At 35.9% G+C, this 16,981-nt stretch carries 18 protein-coding genes; 7 read left to right on the top strand and 11 right to left on the bottom strand.

Annotated features, from left to right (window positions below):
* Positions 1 to 2 precede the first annotated feature (2 nt).
* The 6 genes from ACRD62_RS15090 (at position 3) to ACRD62_RS15065 (ending at position 4,352) form a co-directional block, all read left to right on the top strand.
* A complete protein-coding gene (locus ACRD62_RS15090; RefSeq protein ID WP_430820940.1) occupies positions 3 to 884 on the top strand; it encodes a rhomboid family intramembrane serine protease in 882 nt (293 codons plus the stop codon).
* Positions 885 to 889: 5 nt separating this feature from the next.
* Positions 890 to 2,008: an endonuclease/exonuclease/phosphatase family protein gene (locus tag ACRD62_RS15085; RefSeq protein ID WP_430820939.1), complete on the top strand. Its 1,119-nt coding sequence runs from the start codon at positions 890 to 892 to the stop codon at positions 2,006 to 2,008.
* 96 nt (positions 2,009 to 2,104) lie between these two features.
* Positions 2,105 to 2,719: a hypothetical protein gene (locus tag ACRD62_RS15080; RefSeq protein ID WP_430820938.1), complete on the top strand. Its 615-nt coding sequence runs from the start codon at positions 2,105 to 2,107 to the stop codon at positions 2,717 to 2,719.
* A gap of 1 nt (position 2,720) precedes the next feature.
* Positions 2,721 to 3,017 carry a winged helix-turn-helix domain-containing protein gene (locus ACRD62_RS15075; RefSeq protein WP_430820937.1) on the top strand — a complete coding sequence of 99 codons (297 nt, stop codon included), beginning with the start codon at positions 2,721 to 2,723 and terminating at the stop codon, positions 3,015 to 3,017.
* A gap of 34 nt (positions 3,018 to 3,051) precedes the next feature.
* Complete coding sequence (locus tag ACRD62_RS15070; protein ID WP_430820936.1) at positions 3,052 to 3,846, top strand: thymidylate synthase; 795 nt, start codon at positions 3,052 to 3,054, stop codon at positions 3,844 to 3,846.
* Positions 3,843 to 4,352, top strand: a complete 510-nt coding sequence (locus ACRD62_RS15065; protein WP_430820935.1) for a dihydrofolate reductase — start codon at positions 3,843 to 3,845, stop codon at positions 4,350 to 4,352. Before ACRD62_RS15070 ends, ACRD62_RS15065 begins: the two co-directional genes overlap by 4 nt.
* 54 nt (positions 4,353 to 4,406) lie before the next feature.
* Here ACRD62_RS15065 and ACRD62_RS15060 read toward each other — a convergent pair whose 3' ends face one another.
* The 10 genes from ACRD62_RS15060 to ACRD62_RS15015 all read right to left on the bottom strand — a co-directional run bounded on the left by ACRD62_RS15060 (position 4,407) and on the right by ACRD62_RS15015 (position 15,377).
* Complete coding sequence (locus tag ACRD62_RS15060) at positions 4,407 to 6,152, bottom strand: bifunctional lysophospholipid acyltransferase family protein/GNAT family N-acetyltransferase (RefSeq protein WP_430820934.1); 1,746 nt, start codon at positions 6,150 to 6,152, stop codon at positions 4,407 to 4,409.
* Between the two features lie 3 nt (positions 6,153 to 6,155).
* A complete protein-coding gene (locus ACRD62_RS15055) occupies positions 6,156 to 7,190 on the bottom strand; it encodes a glycosyltransferase family protein (protein WP_430820933.1) in 1,035 nt (344 codons plus the stop codon).
* A gap of 29 nt (positions 7,191 to 7,219) precedes the next feature.
* Positions 7,220 to 8,089 (bottom strand): UDP-2,3-diacylglucosamine diphosphatase, encoded by an 870-nt coding sequence (locus tag ACRD62_RS15050; protein ID WP_430820932.1) that lies wholly within the window; start codon positions 8,087 to 8,089, stop codon positions 7,220 to 7,222.
* A 173-nt stretch (positions 8,090 to 8,262) separates the two neighbouring features.
* Positions 8,263 to 8,934, bottom strand: a complete 672-nt coding sequence (locus tag ACRD62_RS15045; RefSeq protein WP_430820931.1) for a hypothetical protein — start codon at positions 8,932 to 8,934, stop codon at positions 8,263 to 8,265.
* A 333-nt stretch (positions 8,935 to 9,267) separates the two neighbouring features.
* Entirely contained in the window at positions 9,268 to 10,611 is a 1,344-nt protein-coding gene (locus ACRD62_RS15040; protein ID WP_430820930.1) for a DUF58 domain-containing protein, read from the bottom strand.
* Positions 10,612 to 10,623: 12 nt separating this feature from the next.
* On the bottom strand, positions 10,624 to 11,604 hold the full coding sequence (locus ACRD62_RS15035; RefSeq protein ID WP_430820929.1) for an AAA family ATPase: 981 nt from the start codon (positions 11,602 to 11,604) through the stop codon (positions 10,624 to 10,626).
* A gap of 11 nt (positions 11,605 to 11,615) precedes the next feature.
* A complete protein-coding gene (locus tag ACRD62_RS15030; RefSeq protein ID WP_430820928.1) occupies positions 11,616 to 12,809 on the bottom strand; it encodes a DUF4350 domain-containing protein in 1,194 nt (397 codons plus the stop codon).
* A gap of 1 nt (position 12,810) precedes the next feature.
* Positions 12,811 to 13,545: a hypothetical protein gene (locus ACRD62_RS15025; RefSeq protein ID WP_430820927.1), complete on the bottom strand. Its 735-nt coding sequence runs from the start codon at positions 13,543 to 13,545 to the stop codon at positions 12,811 to 12,813.
* Complete coding sequence (locus ACRD62_RS15020) at positions 13,529 to 14,404, bottom strand: hypothetical protein (RefSeq protein ID WP_430820926.1); 876 nt, start codon at positions 14,402 to 14,404, stop codon at positions 13,529 to 13,531. Before ACRD62_RS15020 ends, ACRD62_RS15025 begins: the two co-directional genes overlap by 17 nt.
* A complete protein-coding gene (locus ACRD62_RS15015; protein WP_430820925.1) occupies positions 14,397 to 15,377 on the bottom strand; it encodes a stage II sporulation protein M in 981 nt (326 codons plus the stop codon). The genes ACRD62_RS15020 and ACRD62_RS15015 overlap by 8 nt, the downstream gene beginning before the upstream one ends.
* A 106-nt stretch (positions 15,378 to 15,483) precedes the next feature.
* Here ACRD62_RS15015 and ACRD62_RS15010 point away from each other — a divergent pair, with 106 nt between their 5' ends.
* Positions 15,484 to 16,206 carry an RDD family protein gene (locus ACRD62_RS15010; protein WP_430820924.1) on the top strand — a complete coding sequence of 241 codons (723 nt, stop codon included), beginning with the start codon at positions 15,484 to 15,486 and terminating at the stop codon, positions 16,204 to 16,206.
* A gap of 45 nt (positions 16,207 to 16,251) precedes the next feature.
* Here the strand turns inward: ACRD62_RS15010 and ACRD62_RS15005 are convergent, their stop codons facing one another.
* Positions 16,252 to 16,956 carry a zinc metallopeptidase gene (locus tag ACRD62_RS15005; protein WP_430820923.1) on the bottom strand — a complete coding sequence of 235 codons (705 nt, stop codon included), beginning with the start codon at positions 16,954 to 16,956 and terminating at the stop codon, positions 16,252 to 16,254.
* Positions 16,957 to 16,981 lie beyond the last annotated feature (25 nt).

Genomic DNA, 16,981 nt, shown 5'->3' with positions numbered 1-16,981 from the left:
CCATGGGAATAGTTGACGAAATAAAACAATCGTACAAGCAAGGAGGAGCCTTAATAAAGCTGATCTACATTAACATTGGAGTATTTGTTATCATCAGATTGTTACAGGCATTATTTAGCCTTTCAACAGGCTCACTTGATTACCCCTTACTTCAGTGGGTTTCAGTACCGTCCGATCCAATGGAATTATTATTCAAACCATGGACTATTATCACCTATATGTTTGTGCATTACGATTTTTTCCACATCCTGTTCAACATGTTATGGTTGTATTGGTTTGGTAAAATCTTTCTCGAATTTCTAAATCCCCGTCAGCTTTTAGGTGTATATTTCCTTGGAGGTATTACAGGAGCAATAATTTATTTATTAGCATATAATTTAGTTCCCGGTTTATATCAGTTTCAGTCCAACTCCATTCTATTAGGTGCTTCGGCATCGGTTATGGCCATACTTTTTACAATGGCTAAATTAAGAGGAGATCATAAAATCTACCTCATGTTCATTGGTGGTGTTAAATTAAAATATCTGGCAATCGGATCATTAGTTCTTGACCTAATCAATATATCTGCCTTATCGAATACAGGAGGTCATTTGGCTCATATAGGTGGTGCCTTGTTTGGATATTTATATGCAGGATCCCTTGTGCAGGGAAAAGATGTTACCATACGATTTAACCGTTTTATGGATAAATTGGCAACCATTTTTTCCAAAAAATCAAAAATGACTGTTACGCATCGACGTCCTATGACCGATATGGAATATAACCGAAAGAAAGTAAATAAACAGCATGAAGTAGATCGTATACTTGAGAAGATTAAATCCAGTGGATACGATAGTTTAACTTCGGATGAGAAAAAAACATTATTTGACGCCAGTAAAAAGTAATTTGCTTGAAACGTTTCTTTAAATCCATAATAACCCTCATCTCCTTTTTAGCAGCATTTTTTCTGTTGCTTTCAGTGCTTACGGCATATATTAGTCCTTCTCACACCTGGATTTTACCATTCTTAGGGTTTGGTTTCCCTGTATTATGGTTGTTAAATTTAGTTTTAGCCATATTCTGGATGGTAAGAAAAAGATGGCAGTTTTTATTTCCGACAATTGCTTTACTTATTACGTTTAGTCACTGGACCAATACTTTTCAATGGAAAGCAGTTCCATTAGATAAAGAAGAAAAATTGGAAAACTCTTTATCCATAATGAGTTTTAATGTTCGGATGTTTGATATGTATAATTGGTCGGGGGAAAAAGATGTTCAGGAGAAAATTTTTGAACTGATACGAAAAGAAAATCCTGACGTGTTATGCTTACAGGAATTTTACAGCACAACTGCAAAAGGAGTCTTTAACGAAAACTACATCTTATCTCGCCTCAATCAATATAAATATAAACACATAGAGTATCATTCAGGGAAAAGAGGAAGACGCAATTTTGGATTGATTACCGTAAGCAAGTATCCTATTGCAGAAAAAGGAAGTGTTAAATTTAAGCACACTACAAATTTCAGCATCCAAACTGACATTGAAGCGCACGGCCAAAGAATCAGAGTCTTTAATAATCACCTGGAATCAATTCGTTTAACTCCCAAGCATCTGAATTTTATTGATAGCCTGAATTATAAAAATGATAAAGAACGTCGCGAAGGGGTCAAAGAAATAACCGATAAGCTCAGATCTGCTTTTCAGCATCGTGCCGATCAGGCTGAACGCTTAGGTAAACACATCAGTAATTCACCATTCCCCGCTATTGTTTGTGGCGACTTTAATGACACACCGGTTTCGTATGTTTATCGTCAAATGCGTGGCGATCTTAAGGACGCCTTTGTTGAATCGGGCAAGGGTTTTGGCGGAACCTATAACGGCATTCTACCCTCATTCCGCATTGATTTCATTTTTCATGACAAACGATTTAATTCATATGGTTTTAAAAAGATAGATGTGAATTATTCCGATCACTACCCTATTATGACCACCATAAACCTTCAGGAAGAGGTACCTACTGATTCATAGTTTAAATTCTGAAATTTCAGAATGTTAAATTGACGAATTTATTTGGTTTGTTTTACAAACCTAATTAAGTTTGTATTGCAAACTAAATTTTAAGTTATGAATCCCAATGAAGAAAATAGTAATGATTTGAATGAAGAACAATCATTACAAGTAATCCGACAAATGATTGAAGTTTCGCAAAAGAAACTTAAAAGTGATGGAATTTTATTCATCGTATGGGGGTGGATAGCAGTATTTAACTACTTTGCATTAAACTATTTAGTTGGAATTTACAATCCTGGTTACACATTAATGCAGGTAGTCCGTCTTCTTAGAATAGTTTTACCGTTCGCTGGTCTCTTTTATACAACCTATTACATGTATCAGTCACGAAAAAAGGTTAAAACTTACATCAGTACTTCATTAAGGTATGTTTGGTTTGGCTTGCTGGTTAGCATGGTCTTGATAAATTTGATTCAGTTCAATGTTTTACATAGTATATCGTTTGAATTGCAACATCCTATCTTTATGGTTTTAATAGCTTTTGCCATCGTAATTACAGGAGGTATATTACGATACAATGTTGTTATTTTTGGAGGAATATTTTTTGCTGCCATGGCTTATGTTGCTTCATTATATCCTTTAGATAAACAATTAATGATTGAAGCCCTCGGATGGTTAATTGCATTTGTTATTCCGGGACACATAATGTATTCGCAACGTCAGAAATAGTATGTTTAAAGATTTAGATCCGGTTTTACATTCCCAGATACGACTGGCCATCATGTCGGTATTAATTGGAATTGAATCAGCCGAATTTGCCTATTTACTCGATAACACAAACGCAACCAAAGGTAATTTAAGCTTCCAGTTAACAAAACTAAAAGAAGCCGGGTATGTTGATATAATAAAAGCCAACAGGGGTAATTATCCATTAACTATTTGCAGAATTACCCAGATTGGGATTGATGCTTACACAAAATATGTAGATGCCATCGAGGACTACTTCAAAGGATTTAGGCAGCAATAAAAAAAAGACTATTTTTGGGCTAAAATTTCTCATAATGAAGCAATATTTGGATTTACTGCAGAGGGTGCTTGATGAAGGAGCAACGAAAGAAGATCGGACAGGAACCGGAACCATCAGTGTATTTGGGCATCAGATGCGATTCGATTTAGCAGAAGGCTTCCCTTTGTTGACAACAAAAAAACTGCATTTAAAATCCATTATTCATGAGCTTCTATGGTTCTTGAAAGGAAGTACCAACGTTAAATATCTTCAGGAAAACGGTGTACGAATCTGGAACGAGTGGGCCAAGGAAGATGGGGAGTTAGGACCTATCTATGGTTATCAGTGGAGATCGTGGCCCGATTATAAAGGAGGCAACATCGATCAGATTAAGCAGGTGATTAATAGTATAAAAAACAACCCGGATTCACGTCGTCATATTGTTAGCGCATGGAATGTGGGTGCCATTGATGACATGCAACTTCCGCCTTGCCATATTCTGTTTCAGTTTTATGTTGCCGATGGTAAATTAAGCTGTCAGTTATACCAGCGAAGTGCCGACATCTTTTTAGGTGTGCCATTTAACATTGCATCGTATGCTATATTAACCATGATGGTTGCCCAAGTTTGCGGTTTAAAACCAGGCACTTTTGTGCATACTTTAGGAGATGCTCATATTTACTTAAATCATATTGAGCAGGTTAAAACACAATTAGAGCGTGAACCTAAATCACTTCCTCAATTGATTATCAATCCCGACCGTAAAAATATTGACGATTTTGTTTTTGATGATTTTGAGCTGGTGAACTACGATGCTCATCCACATATTAAAGGAGCCATTTCTGTATGATTTTAGCAATGATTGTTGCCATTGACCAAAACAATGGCATTGGAAAGAACGGAGATCAATTAGCATATATTTCTGCCGACTTAAAAAGATTTAAAGAACTAACTACCGGACATACAATTATTATGGGAAGAAAAACCTTTGAGGCTCTTCCTAAAGGTGCTTTGCCAAATCGTAGAAATGTTGTAATCACTCGTCAGAAAGATTATAAAGCAACCGGAGCTGAAGTTGTTAAATCAATGGTTGAAGCCATTTCACTTTGCAGCGATGATCAGAAAGTATTTGTGATTGGTGGAGGTGAAGTGTATAAAGCATTCTTGCACGAAGCTGATGAATTATATCTAACTGAAATACATCATTCTTTTGATGGGGTAGATGTATTTTTTCCGGAATATAAAAGTCTGGGTTGGAAAGAGACATTCCGTCAGGATAATATGATTGACGAAAAAACAGGATTAACTTATTCATACATCAACCTGAAAAGTTTTGGCAGGTTCGATTGTGTATAAGAAATAATTAAGGTGAGAATTGAATTTTAAGATCCTCACCTAAACTTCTCTTTTTTATTCTTCTTTGGGTTTTAAAAAATCAAAAGTGCTCTGTGGGAGATTTTTGATTTCAAGAATCATTAAACCATCCAGACTGTTGTTAAATTTGGGATCCACATTAAAGCCAATTATCCTGGCATTCTGACGCATATACTGCTTTAATAACACGGGAATTTTCATATACCCCGGCTCAATGGCTGAAATGTATTTATCCAGTTTCTGCAAATCATCAGAGTTCCGTTCCAACACTACTTCAATATCTTCCTGATTTGTTTTAACAACAAATTCCATTCGCGAATGCACCCATTTAGCCAGCTCATAATCGTAGTGATGCTTTTTGATAAAAGCAATCAACAGATCTTTCGAAAACTGTGTAAAATCATTACTGATACTAACCGGACCTAACAAATACTTATACTGATGATTCTGCTTAAGAAAATGCAATATTCCTTGCCAAAGAAGAAACAGTGGTAATGGCTTTTGCTGATATTCCTTAACTACAAAAGAACGACCCATTTCCAATGTTTGCGACAAAACAGGATTAAGCTCCTTATCCAAATCAAATAAGCTGGTAACATAAAAACCTTTTGATCCATAAGCATCCACTATCCTATCACCTGGGCCTAAACGATACGCGCCGGCTATCACTTCAGCTTTTGTGTCCCATATAAACAAATGCAGATAATAAAGGTCATACTCATCTATGTCAATCTTATGACCAGTTCCCTCTCCCACTGCCCGAAAAGTATGTTCACGCAGTCGCCCTAATTCCTTAATAATATTAGGTATGGAATGAGCATCAGCTAAAAACATCTCGTAATTTGATTTTGTAAAAAGAAGATCATTATTAGCTCTTAAACCTTCTAATTCGTCTTTTATTAAATCAGTTGAAACAGGATTAATAACAGGCTCCTGAACTTTTTGCCTTTTAGTTAGCCTGAAATGGTGCTTCACATCCACTTTCGAACCTAATCCAAACAAAGAAGCACGCAAATATCTGCCAGCTTTTTGAAGATTATCAAATTCTTTTAATTCCGATGGATGAATCGGGGCTCCAATCCTTACATTAACTGTTTTATTCTCGTATTTAAAAAACTCAGAAGGGATAGTTAGAGTGCGTAAATAAGGGTGAATTTTTCCCAATAAATGAAATTTAAGACTATTGGTTCCCTCGAAGTACATTGGAATAACAGGAACATTGCAGTTGACCATAAACCGAATAATCCCGGCATCCCACACCTTGTCCTCTATCCGTCTGAAGCCCTTTTGCATGGTTGCAACTTCTCCTGCAGGAAATAATCCGATTGGTCTTCCTTCTGCGATATTATGATATGCACTTCTGATACCCTTCATATTCATCGAATTTTTCGATTCAAAAGGATTCAGATCAATAAAAAAGTTACTTAAGGGTTTGAACTGCTTTAAAAAGAAATTGGCTAAAACTTTGAAATCTGGTCTTCTTTGACCAGCAATCAACATCATAATTAATCCATCCAGAAAGCCAAAAGGATGATTCGACATTAATATAAATGGACCAGAGACAGGAATGTGCCTTAGCTCTCTCTCTGAAATATGAAAATGAATATTTAACTCTTTCAACAATGACTGAATAAAATCAAGTCCCTGCTGATTCTCTCCGGCTGCATCTAAAATATGATTGATGCGATTAACCCGCAGATAAGAAAAAATGGCCTTCTTAAACAAAGGATTGGTTGGTACAGGCACACCTACATCCTTTAAACTTTGATCTGAAATCAGCATATCTTAAATTTTGAACTGACTACTTAATGCCAACTGAGGTAAAGAATCATATTGAGGTGTATATCTGAATAAAATATCATCTATCACTTCCGCCAGATTATTGGGGTAATCAACTGCTATTGCACTGTCAAAAAACACCCATTCATTTATCGATTCCAAACCGGTTTCAAAATCATTTATGGTTCTTACACCCATGCTACTCAGAAAAGCCGCGTTGCATTGTTGTTCAAATTGCCCTTTCATCGGAATAACACAAAGCTTCTTTCCCATGTACAAAGCCTCAGCAGGAGATTCAAATCCTGCATTACACAATATACCCGTACAAGATAAAAAACTTTCTGTGAATTGTTCTTTGTTAACCGGCTGAATACTAACATTTCCTATTACAACCGGAGTACTGTTATGCTTTGAAAAAACTTCCCATTTGATAAAGGGAATTTGAGATAATACAGCAATTATTTTATCATCTGAATAGGATGGCAGATAAACTGTATAATGCCCTTCATTCGATGTTTTTGCATTTCTTATGTCACCCCTGATCACAGGAGTTGTAATGTGGTTACCCAAATTCTTAAAATGAAATCCGTGAAAATGATTTACCGGTGCGTAATACTTTAATATTAATCTTCCGATAGTATTTTTTTCAATTGGTTTTGGAGCTTCCGGATGCAAAACAGCACTTTGATGACTGATTCCAATACATCTTTTACCACGCAACTTACAAGCCCATGCTACAACCGGCTCAAAATCGTTTATCACCAAATCGTACTTATAAACCGGCACCGTCATTATTTCTTTCAAGAATTTAAATAAACGACTTTTTAAGAGGGTTGATTTAAAATCCACACCTCCATTTTTGCCAAAAATAAACCCAAGTCCATAATACCTGTATTTGACTGACCAAGGCAAATTTATTTCTGTTTGAATACCACTGACAAGAATATCTACCTTACCATATTTTTTCAGTTCCGGAATCACTTCAAAGGCACGGGCCATATGCCCATTTCCAGTTCCTTGTATAGCATATAGTATTTTCATAAGTCAAAGAAGTTTGGATGGTTGCGAGACTAGCTGCTTAATACATCATTTAACATGGCTCTGAACAGCACTTTTTCATCAGGAAGAATTATATCATCAGCTATAAAAACATTCTCTTGATTTTGTAATGGTTGCTGCTCTGCAAAATAAACCAGATGCCAATCGCCATTGTAGAATTCAAGTGCAGTCATATTTTCTACCCAGTCACCACTATTCAGGTAAACGACCTCGCCTTCATGATTGGAAATCATCTTTTTTTCAGGCCAGTGAATATGCCCACATATTACGTAGTCGTAACCCTTGTTAATGGCTAATTCAGCAACGGTAGTCTCAAAACGGGTGGTCAGTTCGTTCTTATTTTTTCCTTTAAAAGCCTTTTTAACGTCGCGCGATAATGAGATTCGACGTTTACCAAAAACCGATAGCAATCCATTCACCATTTTATTGGTGATGGTAAGGATACCATATGCCTTTGCACCTAATTTAGCTAGCCATTTAGAGTGATGCATCACCACATCAAAAACATCACCATGAAATATCCATGATTTCTTACCGTTGAGTTCCAATACAAGCTTATTGGCAATCTTGAAATTGCCAACCGACAATCCCACAAAACGCCTAAGGTTTTCATCATGATTTCCGGCCAGGTATACAATCTCGCTACCACTCTCCATCATCTTCATCAATTGACGGATTACCTTGGTATGAGATTTTGGAAAATAATTGGTTGAAAACTGCCACACATCAATAATGTCGCCGTTTAAGACAATCGTCTTTGGATTGACTGTTTTAAGATAACTTACGAGTTCTTTTGCCTTACAGCCGAATGTTCCCAGGTGTGTATCGGATATAACCAAGGCATCAAGATCCTTTTTTAAAAGTGTTTTTTCTTTACTCATCTAGTTGTTTAATAATACACTGCAATTATAGATGCGCAAAGAAAACTTATCGTTAAAATGCTGCTAAGTAATTTATAATTAGTTCGGAAGGTTAAGAAAAAGTTAACCCAACATTCGCCGAACAATTATATTTCAACGATTATTGGGTTGTAAGTAATATACTAATAGCTTGGTTAAATTGCCATTGGTTCAATGTAGGAATTTCTTCCGTACAAGGTACTTTGCCAGTAGTTATACAAGTCCATCTTTGAGTCGCGGCTTGTACCTTCAGTTTGCACTAATCGGCTTCGGCGTGCAAGCACAACTGAACTGATATCTGAATTGGTTCCGTTGCAGATCATATAATCCACATTCAAGTTGCTCACCTCAATTAATTCCATAGGCTTTCTTCGACAATGAACAATCAAACCAATCTTCATATTGTCTATAAGAGTTGAGATTTTCTTCAACTGATTCATGTCAGATTCATCGTTTACATCACATGATACCAGAATATGTGAGTAACGACGGTAATTTGCTACGGTTAAACCGAATTCTTCCCAATCAGCAAGAGTTTCTGGCTTTTTAATGATCAGGCTGCTTATACCATGATAAGAACAAAGTCGTTTAAGTCGAAGATCATCAATGTTATTACTGATGATTAAAAGATCCTTTTCAAAGGGAACGACAGATGCTAAAACTGTTTCAAGTGCAAATTCACGTGTTCGTTTAAAGCTGATGGTTTCATATCCTGTCAAATAAAAATTTTCAGGAGAAACTGATGACTTGGTCATTATTGAAATTATACCACTATCAAAAACATCATCTAACTCTATCTTTTCAGATAAATTGGTTAAGGTCATCATGGCTACAACACTTTAAACAGTTAATACTAGATCATTACAAAACTAAATTAATGGGATTTCATTTAAATTAATTTCAGTTTAGGCTATTGTTAATCTTTCATTACTAAGACAAACAGCCGCACGGGTTCACGTATACAAGAAACAGAATTTTTTTGTAAAAAAGTCGATAATGGTGATTTTTAGATCGTTAAAAGAGGTAAGATCGTCACTATTTTTAAAATATTAACCAAAAACGATCCATTTAACAGGGTAATTTTGATCGATTTTGAAAAATAGGAGTAAACAAAGTTGAATTTTCAGGGGTCAATTTTAAAAAAGTGGATTTTGACCAGTTTATATCAAACCCCTTGCTTTAAGTTCCAGATATTTGTTAATTGTTTCAACAGTAAGCTTTCCAGGCTCAGTAAGGATAGTATGCACTCCATGCCTTTCAAGCTCATGAACAACCAACTTTTTATCATAAGCAAACTTTTCTGCGATCGTCTTAACATAGATACCTTCCATGTCTGTTGCTTTATCCTCAGTTAGTTTACGTAGTTCAGTATTTTCGAAAAACACTACCATCACCAAATGATCTTTTGCCATTTTCTGAAGCATTGGAATCTGGCGTTTAGCAGAACTTAAACTTTCGAAGTTGGTATAAATGATCAGTAAACTCCGGTGGTGAACCTGTCGGCGAATAGTAGTATACAAAGCCCTTAAATTTGGCTCCTGAAAACCTGTTAATTGATTATAAAGAGCCTCCATTATTATTTGCATCTGCTTGCCACTTCGTTGCGGTGGTACAACAGTTCGTATTTCGTTATTAAAAGTAATAAGACCCGCTTTATCTTCTTTTAACATCGCAATTTTTGACATTACCAATGAGGTATTGATCGCATAATCAAGTAAGGTCATCCCTTCAAAAGGCATCTTCATGGCACGTCCCAGATCAATTATTGAGATCACCTGTTGCGATTTCTCCTCCCGGTACTGATTGACCATTAGATGATTTCTGCGAGCTGTAGCTTTCCAGTTAATGGTTCTTATATCATCGCCTTTGATATAATCTCTGATTTGATCAAACTCCATCTGATGGCCAAGTTTACGCACCTTTTTAATTCCAAATTCGGTTAAACGATTAGAAATAGCCATCATTTCAAATTGTTTCATTTCTTTGAATGACGGATATACTTTTGCCATTTGATTCTCTGCCTTTGTCCAGCGACGAACAATTATGCGAAGGGGTGACTGTACCAGAATATTTAATGCCCCAAAATGATATTCTCCTCTTTCAACCGGACGAAGGTCATAACTGATTCTTTCCGATTGACCAGGAGTCAGCATCAACTTAAGATTAAAATTACGCTGTTGAAACTGAACCGGAATTTCATCAATAATGCTTAATCTAACCGGAAAGCGATAGTTATTGGCAAAAAACAGCTGTATCTTATTTAAATCTCCGTTTGAAAACTTCTCATCAATCTCGCGGTTTGCTTCAATGGCATCTCTTTGCACATAAAAAAGTAAAATGATATCCAGAATGATGACAGCACCTAATAATCCAAGCCCTAATGTACCCAATATAAAAAACAACTCATTAAACTGTCCGAAAGCAATGGTTAGTATAATTGCTGCCAAACAATAATAAAAAAGCCTGGAAAAGAAAATGCGACCTCTGACCCTGAGTTTTGCCATTTACTTTTTTTGTTAACGTGGAACTTCTACTGTATCGATGATTTGTTGAATTATCACTTCAGGTTTTACTCCTTCCATTTCTTTTTCGGGAGTTAAAATAACTCTGTGACAAAGAACAGGTATCAGTACTGTTTTAATATCATCAGGTGTAACAAAATCCCTACCTTCCAAAGCAGCAAAAGCTTTTGAAGCATTCAGTATAGCTAATGAAGCACGCGGACTTCCACCCAGATAAAAAGAATTGCTGTTTCTGGTTTTATCAACTATCTGAGCAATGTATCTCAACAGATCATCTTCCACCACAACTCTTGTTGCTAATTGCTGATATTTTACCAGTTCTTCCTTACTTATTACTGCCGAAATCAACGACAAAGGATCCAGAGACTCCCTCTTTTGAGCATTTGATAAGATATTCACTTCTTGCTCCAGTGATGGATAATCTATCTGTATTTTAAACAGAAAGCGATCCAGCTGAGCCTCCGGCAAACGATAGGTTCCTTCATGTTCCACCGGATTTTGTGTAGCAAACACAAGAAACGGACTTTCCATTGCCCGTGTTACTCCATCAATGGTAACCTGGCGCTCCTCCATTACTTCAAACAATGCCGATTGCGTTTTGGCTGGAGCACGGTTTATCTCGTCAATTAATACCAGATTTGAGAAAACCGGTCCTTTATTAAACTCAAACGTCGAATTACCTGCATTAAAAACCATGGTTCCTAATACATCTGTTGGCATTAGATCGGGAGTAAACTGAATACGTGAAAAGTCAGCTGCCACAGATTTAGAAATAAGTTTTGCCATCATGGTTTTGGCTATTCCGGGAACCCCCTCAAGCAACACATGTCCGTTAGCAATTACTGCCGTTAAGAGAAGATCGAGCACTTTTTCCTGACCGACAATTACTTTGTTTATCTCATTCCGGATACGATAAGCCGCATGATTTAATTCATCAAGCGGCAATCTGTTTTCAAAAGGAGCATTTTCATTCATATCGTTGTTTTTTATTGGCAATGTTCATAAAAGAATTCAATCTTACGGTTGAATTGTTCCAAATCAGCTTCTGAGAGTCGTTGAATTTTCTTCAGGCTTTCACCCATTTCAAACAGCTGTTTTATACTTCGAATAGGGATATTGGATTTTTCAGCAATTTGTTGATACAACTCTTCGTTGATTGGTGAGGTACTGACATAATAGCGCGAACGCACAAACTCTTTGAAATAGGTATATTTTTTAATGGCTATATCCAAATGGTTTTTCTTACTAAAATACAACCTGCCAATGGTTTCGACAAAATTAACAGTACTGTTTTCCGGCGGTCTCACTATTGGTATCATCCTTTGTCGACGGGCAGATTCGAAAATCAAAAATAAAATCGCTCCAATCCAGGTTAGATAATATGCCAGTCGTAACGGAGGATTATCGAATATATAACTTAACGGTGTTTTCTGACGATTCATTCCTACTTTATAATGCTCATCCCAAAGGGTTCTGGCTTGAGGCAGGTATGACAGACATTTAAATGCATAATCAGCATTATCTTTATCCAACAAATTATAATTGGTGAATACAATAGGGTTTAAATGAAGATACAACCAACCTGCACCTTTTTTAATCCTTATAAAATTAGTCTTCCCTTTACTGTTAATACCCAAAACAGAAGTATGAAGGGTATCATAAGAAGTAAAATAATTGTCGTTAATACCTTTTTCATACCAATAACCCAATCCTTTTTTAAGACTTCTGTTGGCCAGATTAAGACTGATTGAATCAACTTTTGCAAATTGTGGTATCGTAGTAATTTCTACTCCAACTTTTAACGAATCCAGAAATCCTTCTTCATAGTTTTCGGCAGCAATAAATACATTATTCCCATTTAGTAAGAGCTCTTCTATTTTAAACTGGTCCTCTGCATTAAAATCAACATTGTTGTTTAAAAAGATAAAGTTTTCACCAATTGGATTATCATCACCAATAAAAACTGATAAGTTACTATGCGATGCTATGATGGAACTATCCCCCATCAATACCGGTAATAGTTCGAAAAGCATTTTACTTCCGAATGGCTTAACATCTCTATTTGAGTAGCTAAGAGTCCAATCAACAGGTTTAGGGGCATAGGCAATAACAAAAGCCAGGATAATAACCAATGACGGTATCCCAAAAAGTAAAATGTTATTTGGCTTCTGTTTATTCATTTTAGTTTTTATGTGATTGAATATTATGTATTAGTTGATTAAACTGATTTTCAAGCTTTCGGAAATATTCTACTTCGGGCATAAATTTGCCATACCAGACATATTCGTACTGACGCATAATATCCAAAAATTCAGCTTTAAGATCCTGATCCTTTAATTCGTAATAATATTCACGGTCTGTTTTCCAAATACTCCATTTAATCAGTTTATTACGATTAAGCTGTCGCAAAGTCATCATAAAAAGGATCCGTGTGGCTTCTCTGTAGGCACCACTACTAATGTAACTTTCAAGTATCTTTTCAAGGTTATCACTTTCAAGATCTCCATTCACCGATGTGAATGTTAAATCAGTTACCTTGGTAGAACGGGCAAAAACAAATAATCCTTTAATAGGAATACCAAATAAACGGATTACTATTGCCAGTAAAGCAAAGATAGACAAGATCAATATTGCCCAACCTAATACAGTTGTTGTTCCTTTATTTACAAAAAGTGATAACAGCCACCTCCAAAATCGATCCAGCAGACTTTCAGTAGTTTCCTTTTCAATATAATTATAATCTGGGTGCTGTTTATAGTATGCAATTGTATCCTGAGACGGGTATCTGTAATCAACAGCAGTATTATCCCATGCCTCAATGCTATCATTAAGAGCCAAAGAGTCGGTCTCAGCCTTTAACTGAAACCCACTAAGTAACAATACAAAAACTAATATATATTTAAAATGAATCTTCAACAGGGCGATCTTCTATTTCATTAATTCGATCCAGAATGGAACTGGCTTTTGTTTTATCTGAGTTCAAACTGTAATACTGTGCTGCCAACATTGTGTAAAAAAGAACCATCAGCAACGAGGATCCAACAGTTGATAGGATTGTAAATAATGTCAATACCACATAATCCATTTCAAAATTACCTCCTGTGGCTGCAGTAAAACCTTTTATACCTGAATAAATTCCTAAGGGTAGATTAAATACCATTCCGAGCATGTAAATAATAATATAGGTAACTATTATCAATGCTAAAGTAAGCCACCAATTATTCTTAATAATCTCAAAACAACGTCTCCAGGAACCGGAAAAGCCTCTATTCTCTACAATTAAAACAATGGTAATAAATGTCAGAGGAACAGCTAAATATATTCCGGGTATTATTAAAAGAGAAGCAAGTGTTACTACAATAAATACAATAATATTATATCCTAATATCTTAAGAAAATCCTTAACGAAAGCATTAGCCACGTCTGCTCTTGTAAAATTCCCTTTACCACGCGTATTATAAAGATTAATGTATTCGTAGGTTAATCCCATTATCATCAGAGTTGAGATAAAATTAATGACAATCATTAAAATCAGAACGGTAAAATTGGGAGTTTCTACAACAGGAGCATTCGTAAAAATACCTTGAAAATAGGCTGTCCAGGTATCCTTGGTGTAAAAAACACTTAAGACAGCTGAGCCTAATAAGGGAATAATAGTATACAAGGCCACGGTGCTTATTAATGTTTTAAACTCCTGTTTTATAAAACTGAATGTAACGTTAATCACATCACTGAAATCCCTCTTCAGATTAAAATCAACATCGGTATTATTCATTTCTATCTGTTTGTTGTAAATATCGTTTATGCACTTTTACCGGATAAAGGAAAAAATACCAAACAATAAAAGTTAATGAAATGGCAATAATTAAAATATTCATCCAGGTTTCCATACTATTGTAATAACGGGTTACAAAACCCTCCAGAAAACCTGCCACAATAAAAACAGGTACCAAACCTATCATTATTTTTATACTCTTCTTCACCCCATAAACGAAGGAATCTTTACGGGGATATGTTCCCGGAAATAACAAATATTTGCCCATTATTATGCCTGCACCTCCTGCCAGCACAATGGCTGATAATTCCAGTGTTCCATGAATCATTATTGCATAGGTTGAAACGCCTAACAGATTCTTATGATAAAAAAATGCCTGAAAAGCACCTACCATAATGCCATTCCTGAATATCTGGATGATTGTACCGATGGGAGTTAGTAATCCCATGACGAAAACATAAAACGATACAAATACATTATTAAATGTAATACCAATAAACATAGGCATTTCGCCAACCTGAGAATAAACTGCCATCGGATCACCTTTTTCAATGTTATCCAGTGTCATATTCACATATTGATCGCCTGCAATCACTCTCAAAAAATCATGATCAACATAAGCCGATATTGCTCCCAGAGCCCAGGCAGCTATAAATACAACTAATGAAAGAAAAAAATATGGCCGGGCATAATTAAGAATCAACGGAAGTTCGAACGCAAAGAAAGTTGGAATTCGGCTTCCTTTTTCTCTTTTGTTCCTGTAAATCTCCTGATGCGTTTTCTGAGAAAGACTGTTTAAGTAACTTAGTGTGCGTGTATTGGGATAATAGGTTCGTGCATATGCCAAATCATCTGTTAGCTGAATAAACTGATCAGCCAACTCATCCGGAGTAACCAATGAAGACTTTTGTAATTGCGCTTCAAATTTCTCCCAACGCTTTTTATTTCGGTTAATAAATGTTACCTCTTTCATTAGGTTTGGTCATGAGCAGTACGAATAAACTCAAAATTTCACACATAAAAAATTTATTTTGCTACTTTTATAAAGTTAATTCACGTATTCATTTTCCTTAACCCGAATGGAACATTTACAAATTTCAACCACTCAAAATGTTGATATAGAGTTTCAACTTGCCAGTGTGGGTGATCGCCTTCTCGGCCATCTAATCGATGGATTTATTAAGCTTAGTTACGCCTTAATTCTTGGGGTAATTATATTCAATATAGTTGAAACACCTGACTGGTGGGTTAGTCTTTTAAGTTTACCCATTATATTTTATAATCTGTTGTGCGACCTGTTTCTGAATGGTCAAACCTTTGGTAAAATGATTATGAAGATGAGGGTAGTTAAACTTGACGGTGGTGAGCTTAACTTTGGCGCTTGCTTTATTCGATGGATATTTCGGTTGGTTGATTTTCATTTAACCTATGGCCTGGGAGCACTTTTAACAATCATCATTAATGGTAAAGGCAAACGTATAGGCGATTTGGCTGCCGGCACAGCGGTATTAAAAATTGATGCTCAGGGAGACCTTAATGACACCGTTTATGTTGAAGTAGAACAAGGTTATGAACCTGTGTACCCCGAAGTTATTAAATTACATGAGAAGGACATGCAAACCATAAAAGAGGTTTTAAATCTGTCGCAAAAAAATAACTCATATAATAGTATTGGTGCACCTCATCCTTTGGCATTAAAAACAAAAGAAGTAGTTATTAAAAAAATGAATATAGAAACCAAACAACCTGCAATGGAATTTCTAAAAACCATCTTAAAAGATTATAACTACTATCACCAATAAAAAAGGGCAGCGTAAGCTGCCCTTCTAATTAAATAAACATATTTCTTAATCTCTGTTTCCTAAAAAGATCATTACGTAGTAAAGTAATGTAGCCAAAGCCGAAAGTGCAGCAACAACATAAGTATATGCAGCCCATTTCAAAGCATCTTTAGCTTTACCATATGTGTCGTGCGAAGTAATTCCTGCATTGTTTAACCAGGCTAACGCTCTCCTGCTTGCATCAATTTCAACTGGCAAAGTAACAAAAGCAGCTAAAGTAAAGATACCGTAACACACGATGATGATTTGTAAAGCCAAATCAAAAGGTAATAAGCCTGGCAATGCAAATGCACCAAAAAACATGGCTATAAATATAAAATTAAGAATTCGCGCACTTACATTTTGCAACGGCACTAACGCGGACCTGAAGCTAAGCAGACTGTAACTGTTTGCATGCTGAATAGCATGACCTGTTTCATGAGCCGCCACTGCAGCTGCAGCCACGCTTCGTCCATGATATACATCCGGACTTAAATTGATGGTTCGGTTAGTTGGATTATAATGATCACTCAAGGTACCTTTAACAGCGTTAATCTGAATATTCATCAGACCATTGTCTCGAAGCATCTTTTGAGCCACTTCTGCACCTGTCATCCCATAATCGATAGGCACTTTCGAATATGCTTTGAACTTACTTTTCAATCTAGAGCTAACAATCCAGCTCACAATTACGAAAAACAGAAATATAAATAATAACGGACTTGTGAACATAGTTGTAATGTTTAAATGTTATGAA

The sequence above is a fragment of the Carboxylicivirga caseinilyticus genome, from assembly GCF_050589785.1.
Taxonomy (GTDB): Bacteria; Bacteroidota; Bacteroidia; order Bacteroidales; family Marinilabiliaceae; genus Carboxylicivirga; species Carboxylicivirga caseinilyticus.
Note: the sequence above shows the minus strand (reverse complement) of the source record. Positions and strands in the feature narration are given on the sequence as shown.

What these genes read in the sequence shown, in the direction of transcription:
- ACRD62_RS15050 (WP_430820932.1), bottom strand. Translation starts at nt 8,089, where the DNA reads ATGAGTAAAGAAAAAACACTTTTAAAAAAGGATCTTGATGCCTTGGTT.
- ACRD62_RS15045 (WP_430820931.1), bottom strand. Translation starts at nt 8,934, where the DNA reads ATGATGACCTTAACCAATTTATCTGAAAAGATAGAGTTAGATGATGTT.
- ACRD62_RS15035 (WP_430820929.1), bottom strand. Translation starts at nt 11,604, where the DNA reads ATGAATGAAAATGCTCCTTTTGAAAACAGATTGCCGCTTGATGAATTA.
- ACRD62_RS15090 (WP_430820940.1), top strand. Translation starts at nt 3, where the DNA reads ATGGGAATAGTTGACGAAATAAAACAATCGTACAAGCAAGGAGGAGCC.
- ACRD62_RS15055 (WP_430820933.1), bottom strand. Translation starts at nt 7,190, where the DNA reads ATGAAAATACTATATGCTATACAAGGAACTGGAAATGGGCATATGGCC.
- ACRD62_RS15020 (WP_430820926.1), bottom strand. Translation starts at nt 14,404, where the DNA reads ATGAATAATACCGATGTTGATTTTAATCTGAAGAGGGATTTCAGTGAT.
- ACRD62_RS15075 (WP_430820937.1), top strand. Translation starts at nt 2,721, where the DNA reads ATGTTTAAAGATTTAGATCCGGTTTTACATTCCCAGATACGACTGGCC.
- ACRD62_RS15070 (WP_430820936.1), top strand. Translation starts at nt 3,052, where the DNA reads ATGAAGCAATATTTGGATTTACTGCAGAGGGTGCTTGATGAAGGAGCA.
- ACRD62_RS15005 (WP_430820923.1), bottom strand. Translation starts at nt 16,956, where the DNA reads ATGTTCACAAGTCCGTTATTATTTATATTTCTGTTTTTCGTAATTGTG.
- ACRD62_RS15080 (WP_430820938.1), top strand. Translation starts at nt 2,105, where the DNA reads ATGAATCCCAATGAAGAAAATAGTAATGATTTGAATGAAGAACAATCA.
- ACRD62_RS15040 (WP_430820930.1), bottom strand. Translation starts at nt 10,611, where the DNA reads ATGGCAAAACTCAGGGTCAGAGGTCGCATTTTCTTTTCCAGGCTTTTT.
- ACRD62_RS15010 (WP_430820924.1), top strand. Translation starts at nt 15,484, where the DNA reads ATGGAACATTTACAAATTTCAACCACTCAAAATGTTGATATAGAGTTT.
- ACRD62_RS15065 (WP_430820935.1), top strand. Translation starts at nt 3,843, where the DNA reads ATGATTTTAGCAATGATTGTTGCCATTGACCAAAACAATGGCATTGGA.
- ACRD62_RS15060 (WP_430820934.1), bottom strand. Translation starts at nt 6,152, where the DNA reads ATGCTGATTTCAGATCAAAGTTTAAAGGATGTAGGTGTGCCTGTACCA.
- ACRD62_RS15015 (WP_430820925.1), bottom strand. Translation starts at nt 15,377, where the DNA reads ATGAAAGAGGTAACATTTATTAACCGAAATAAAAAGCGTTGGGAGAAA.
- ACRD62_RS15030 (WP_430820928.1), bottom strand. Translation starts at nt 12,809, where the DNA reads ATGAATAAACAGAAGCCAAATAACATTTTACTTTTTGGGATACCGTCA.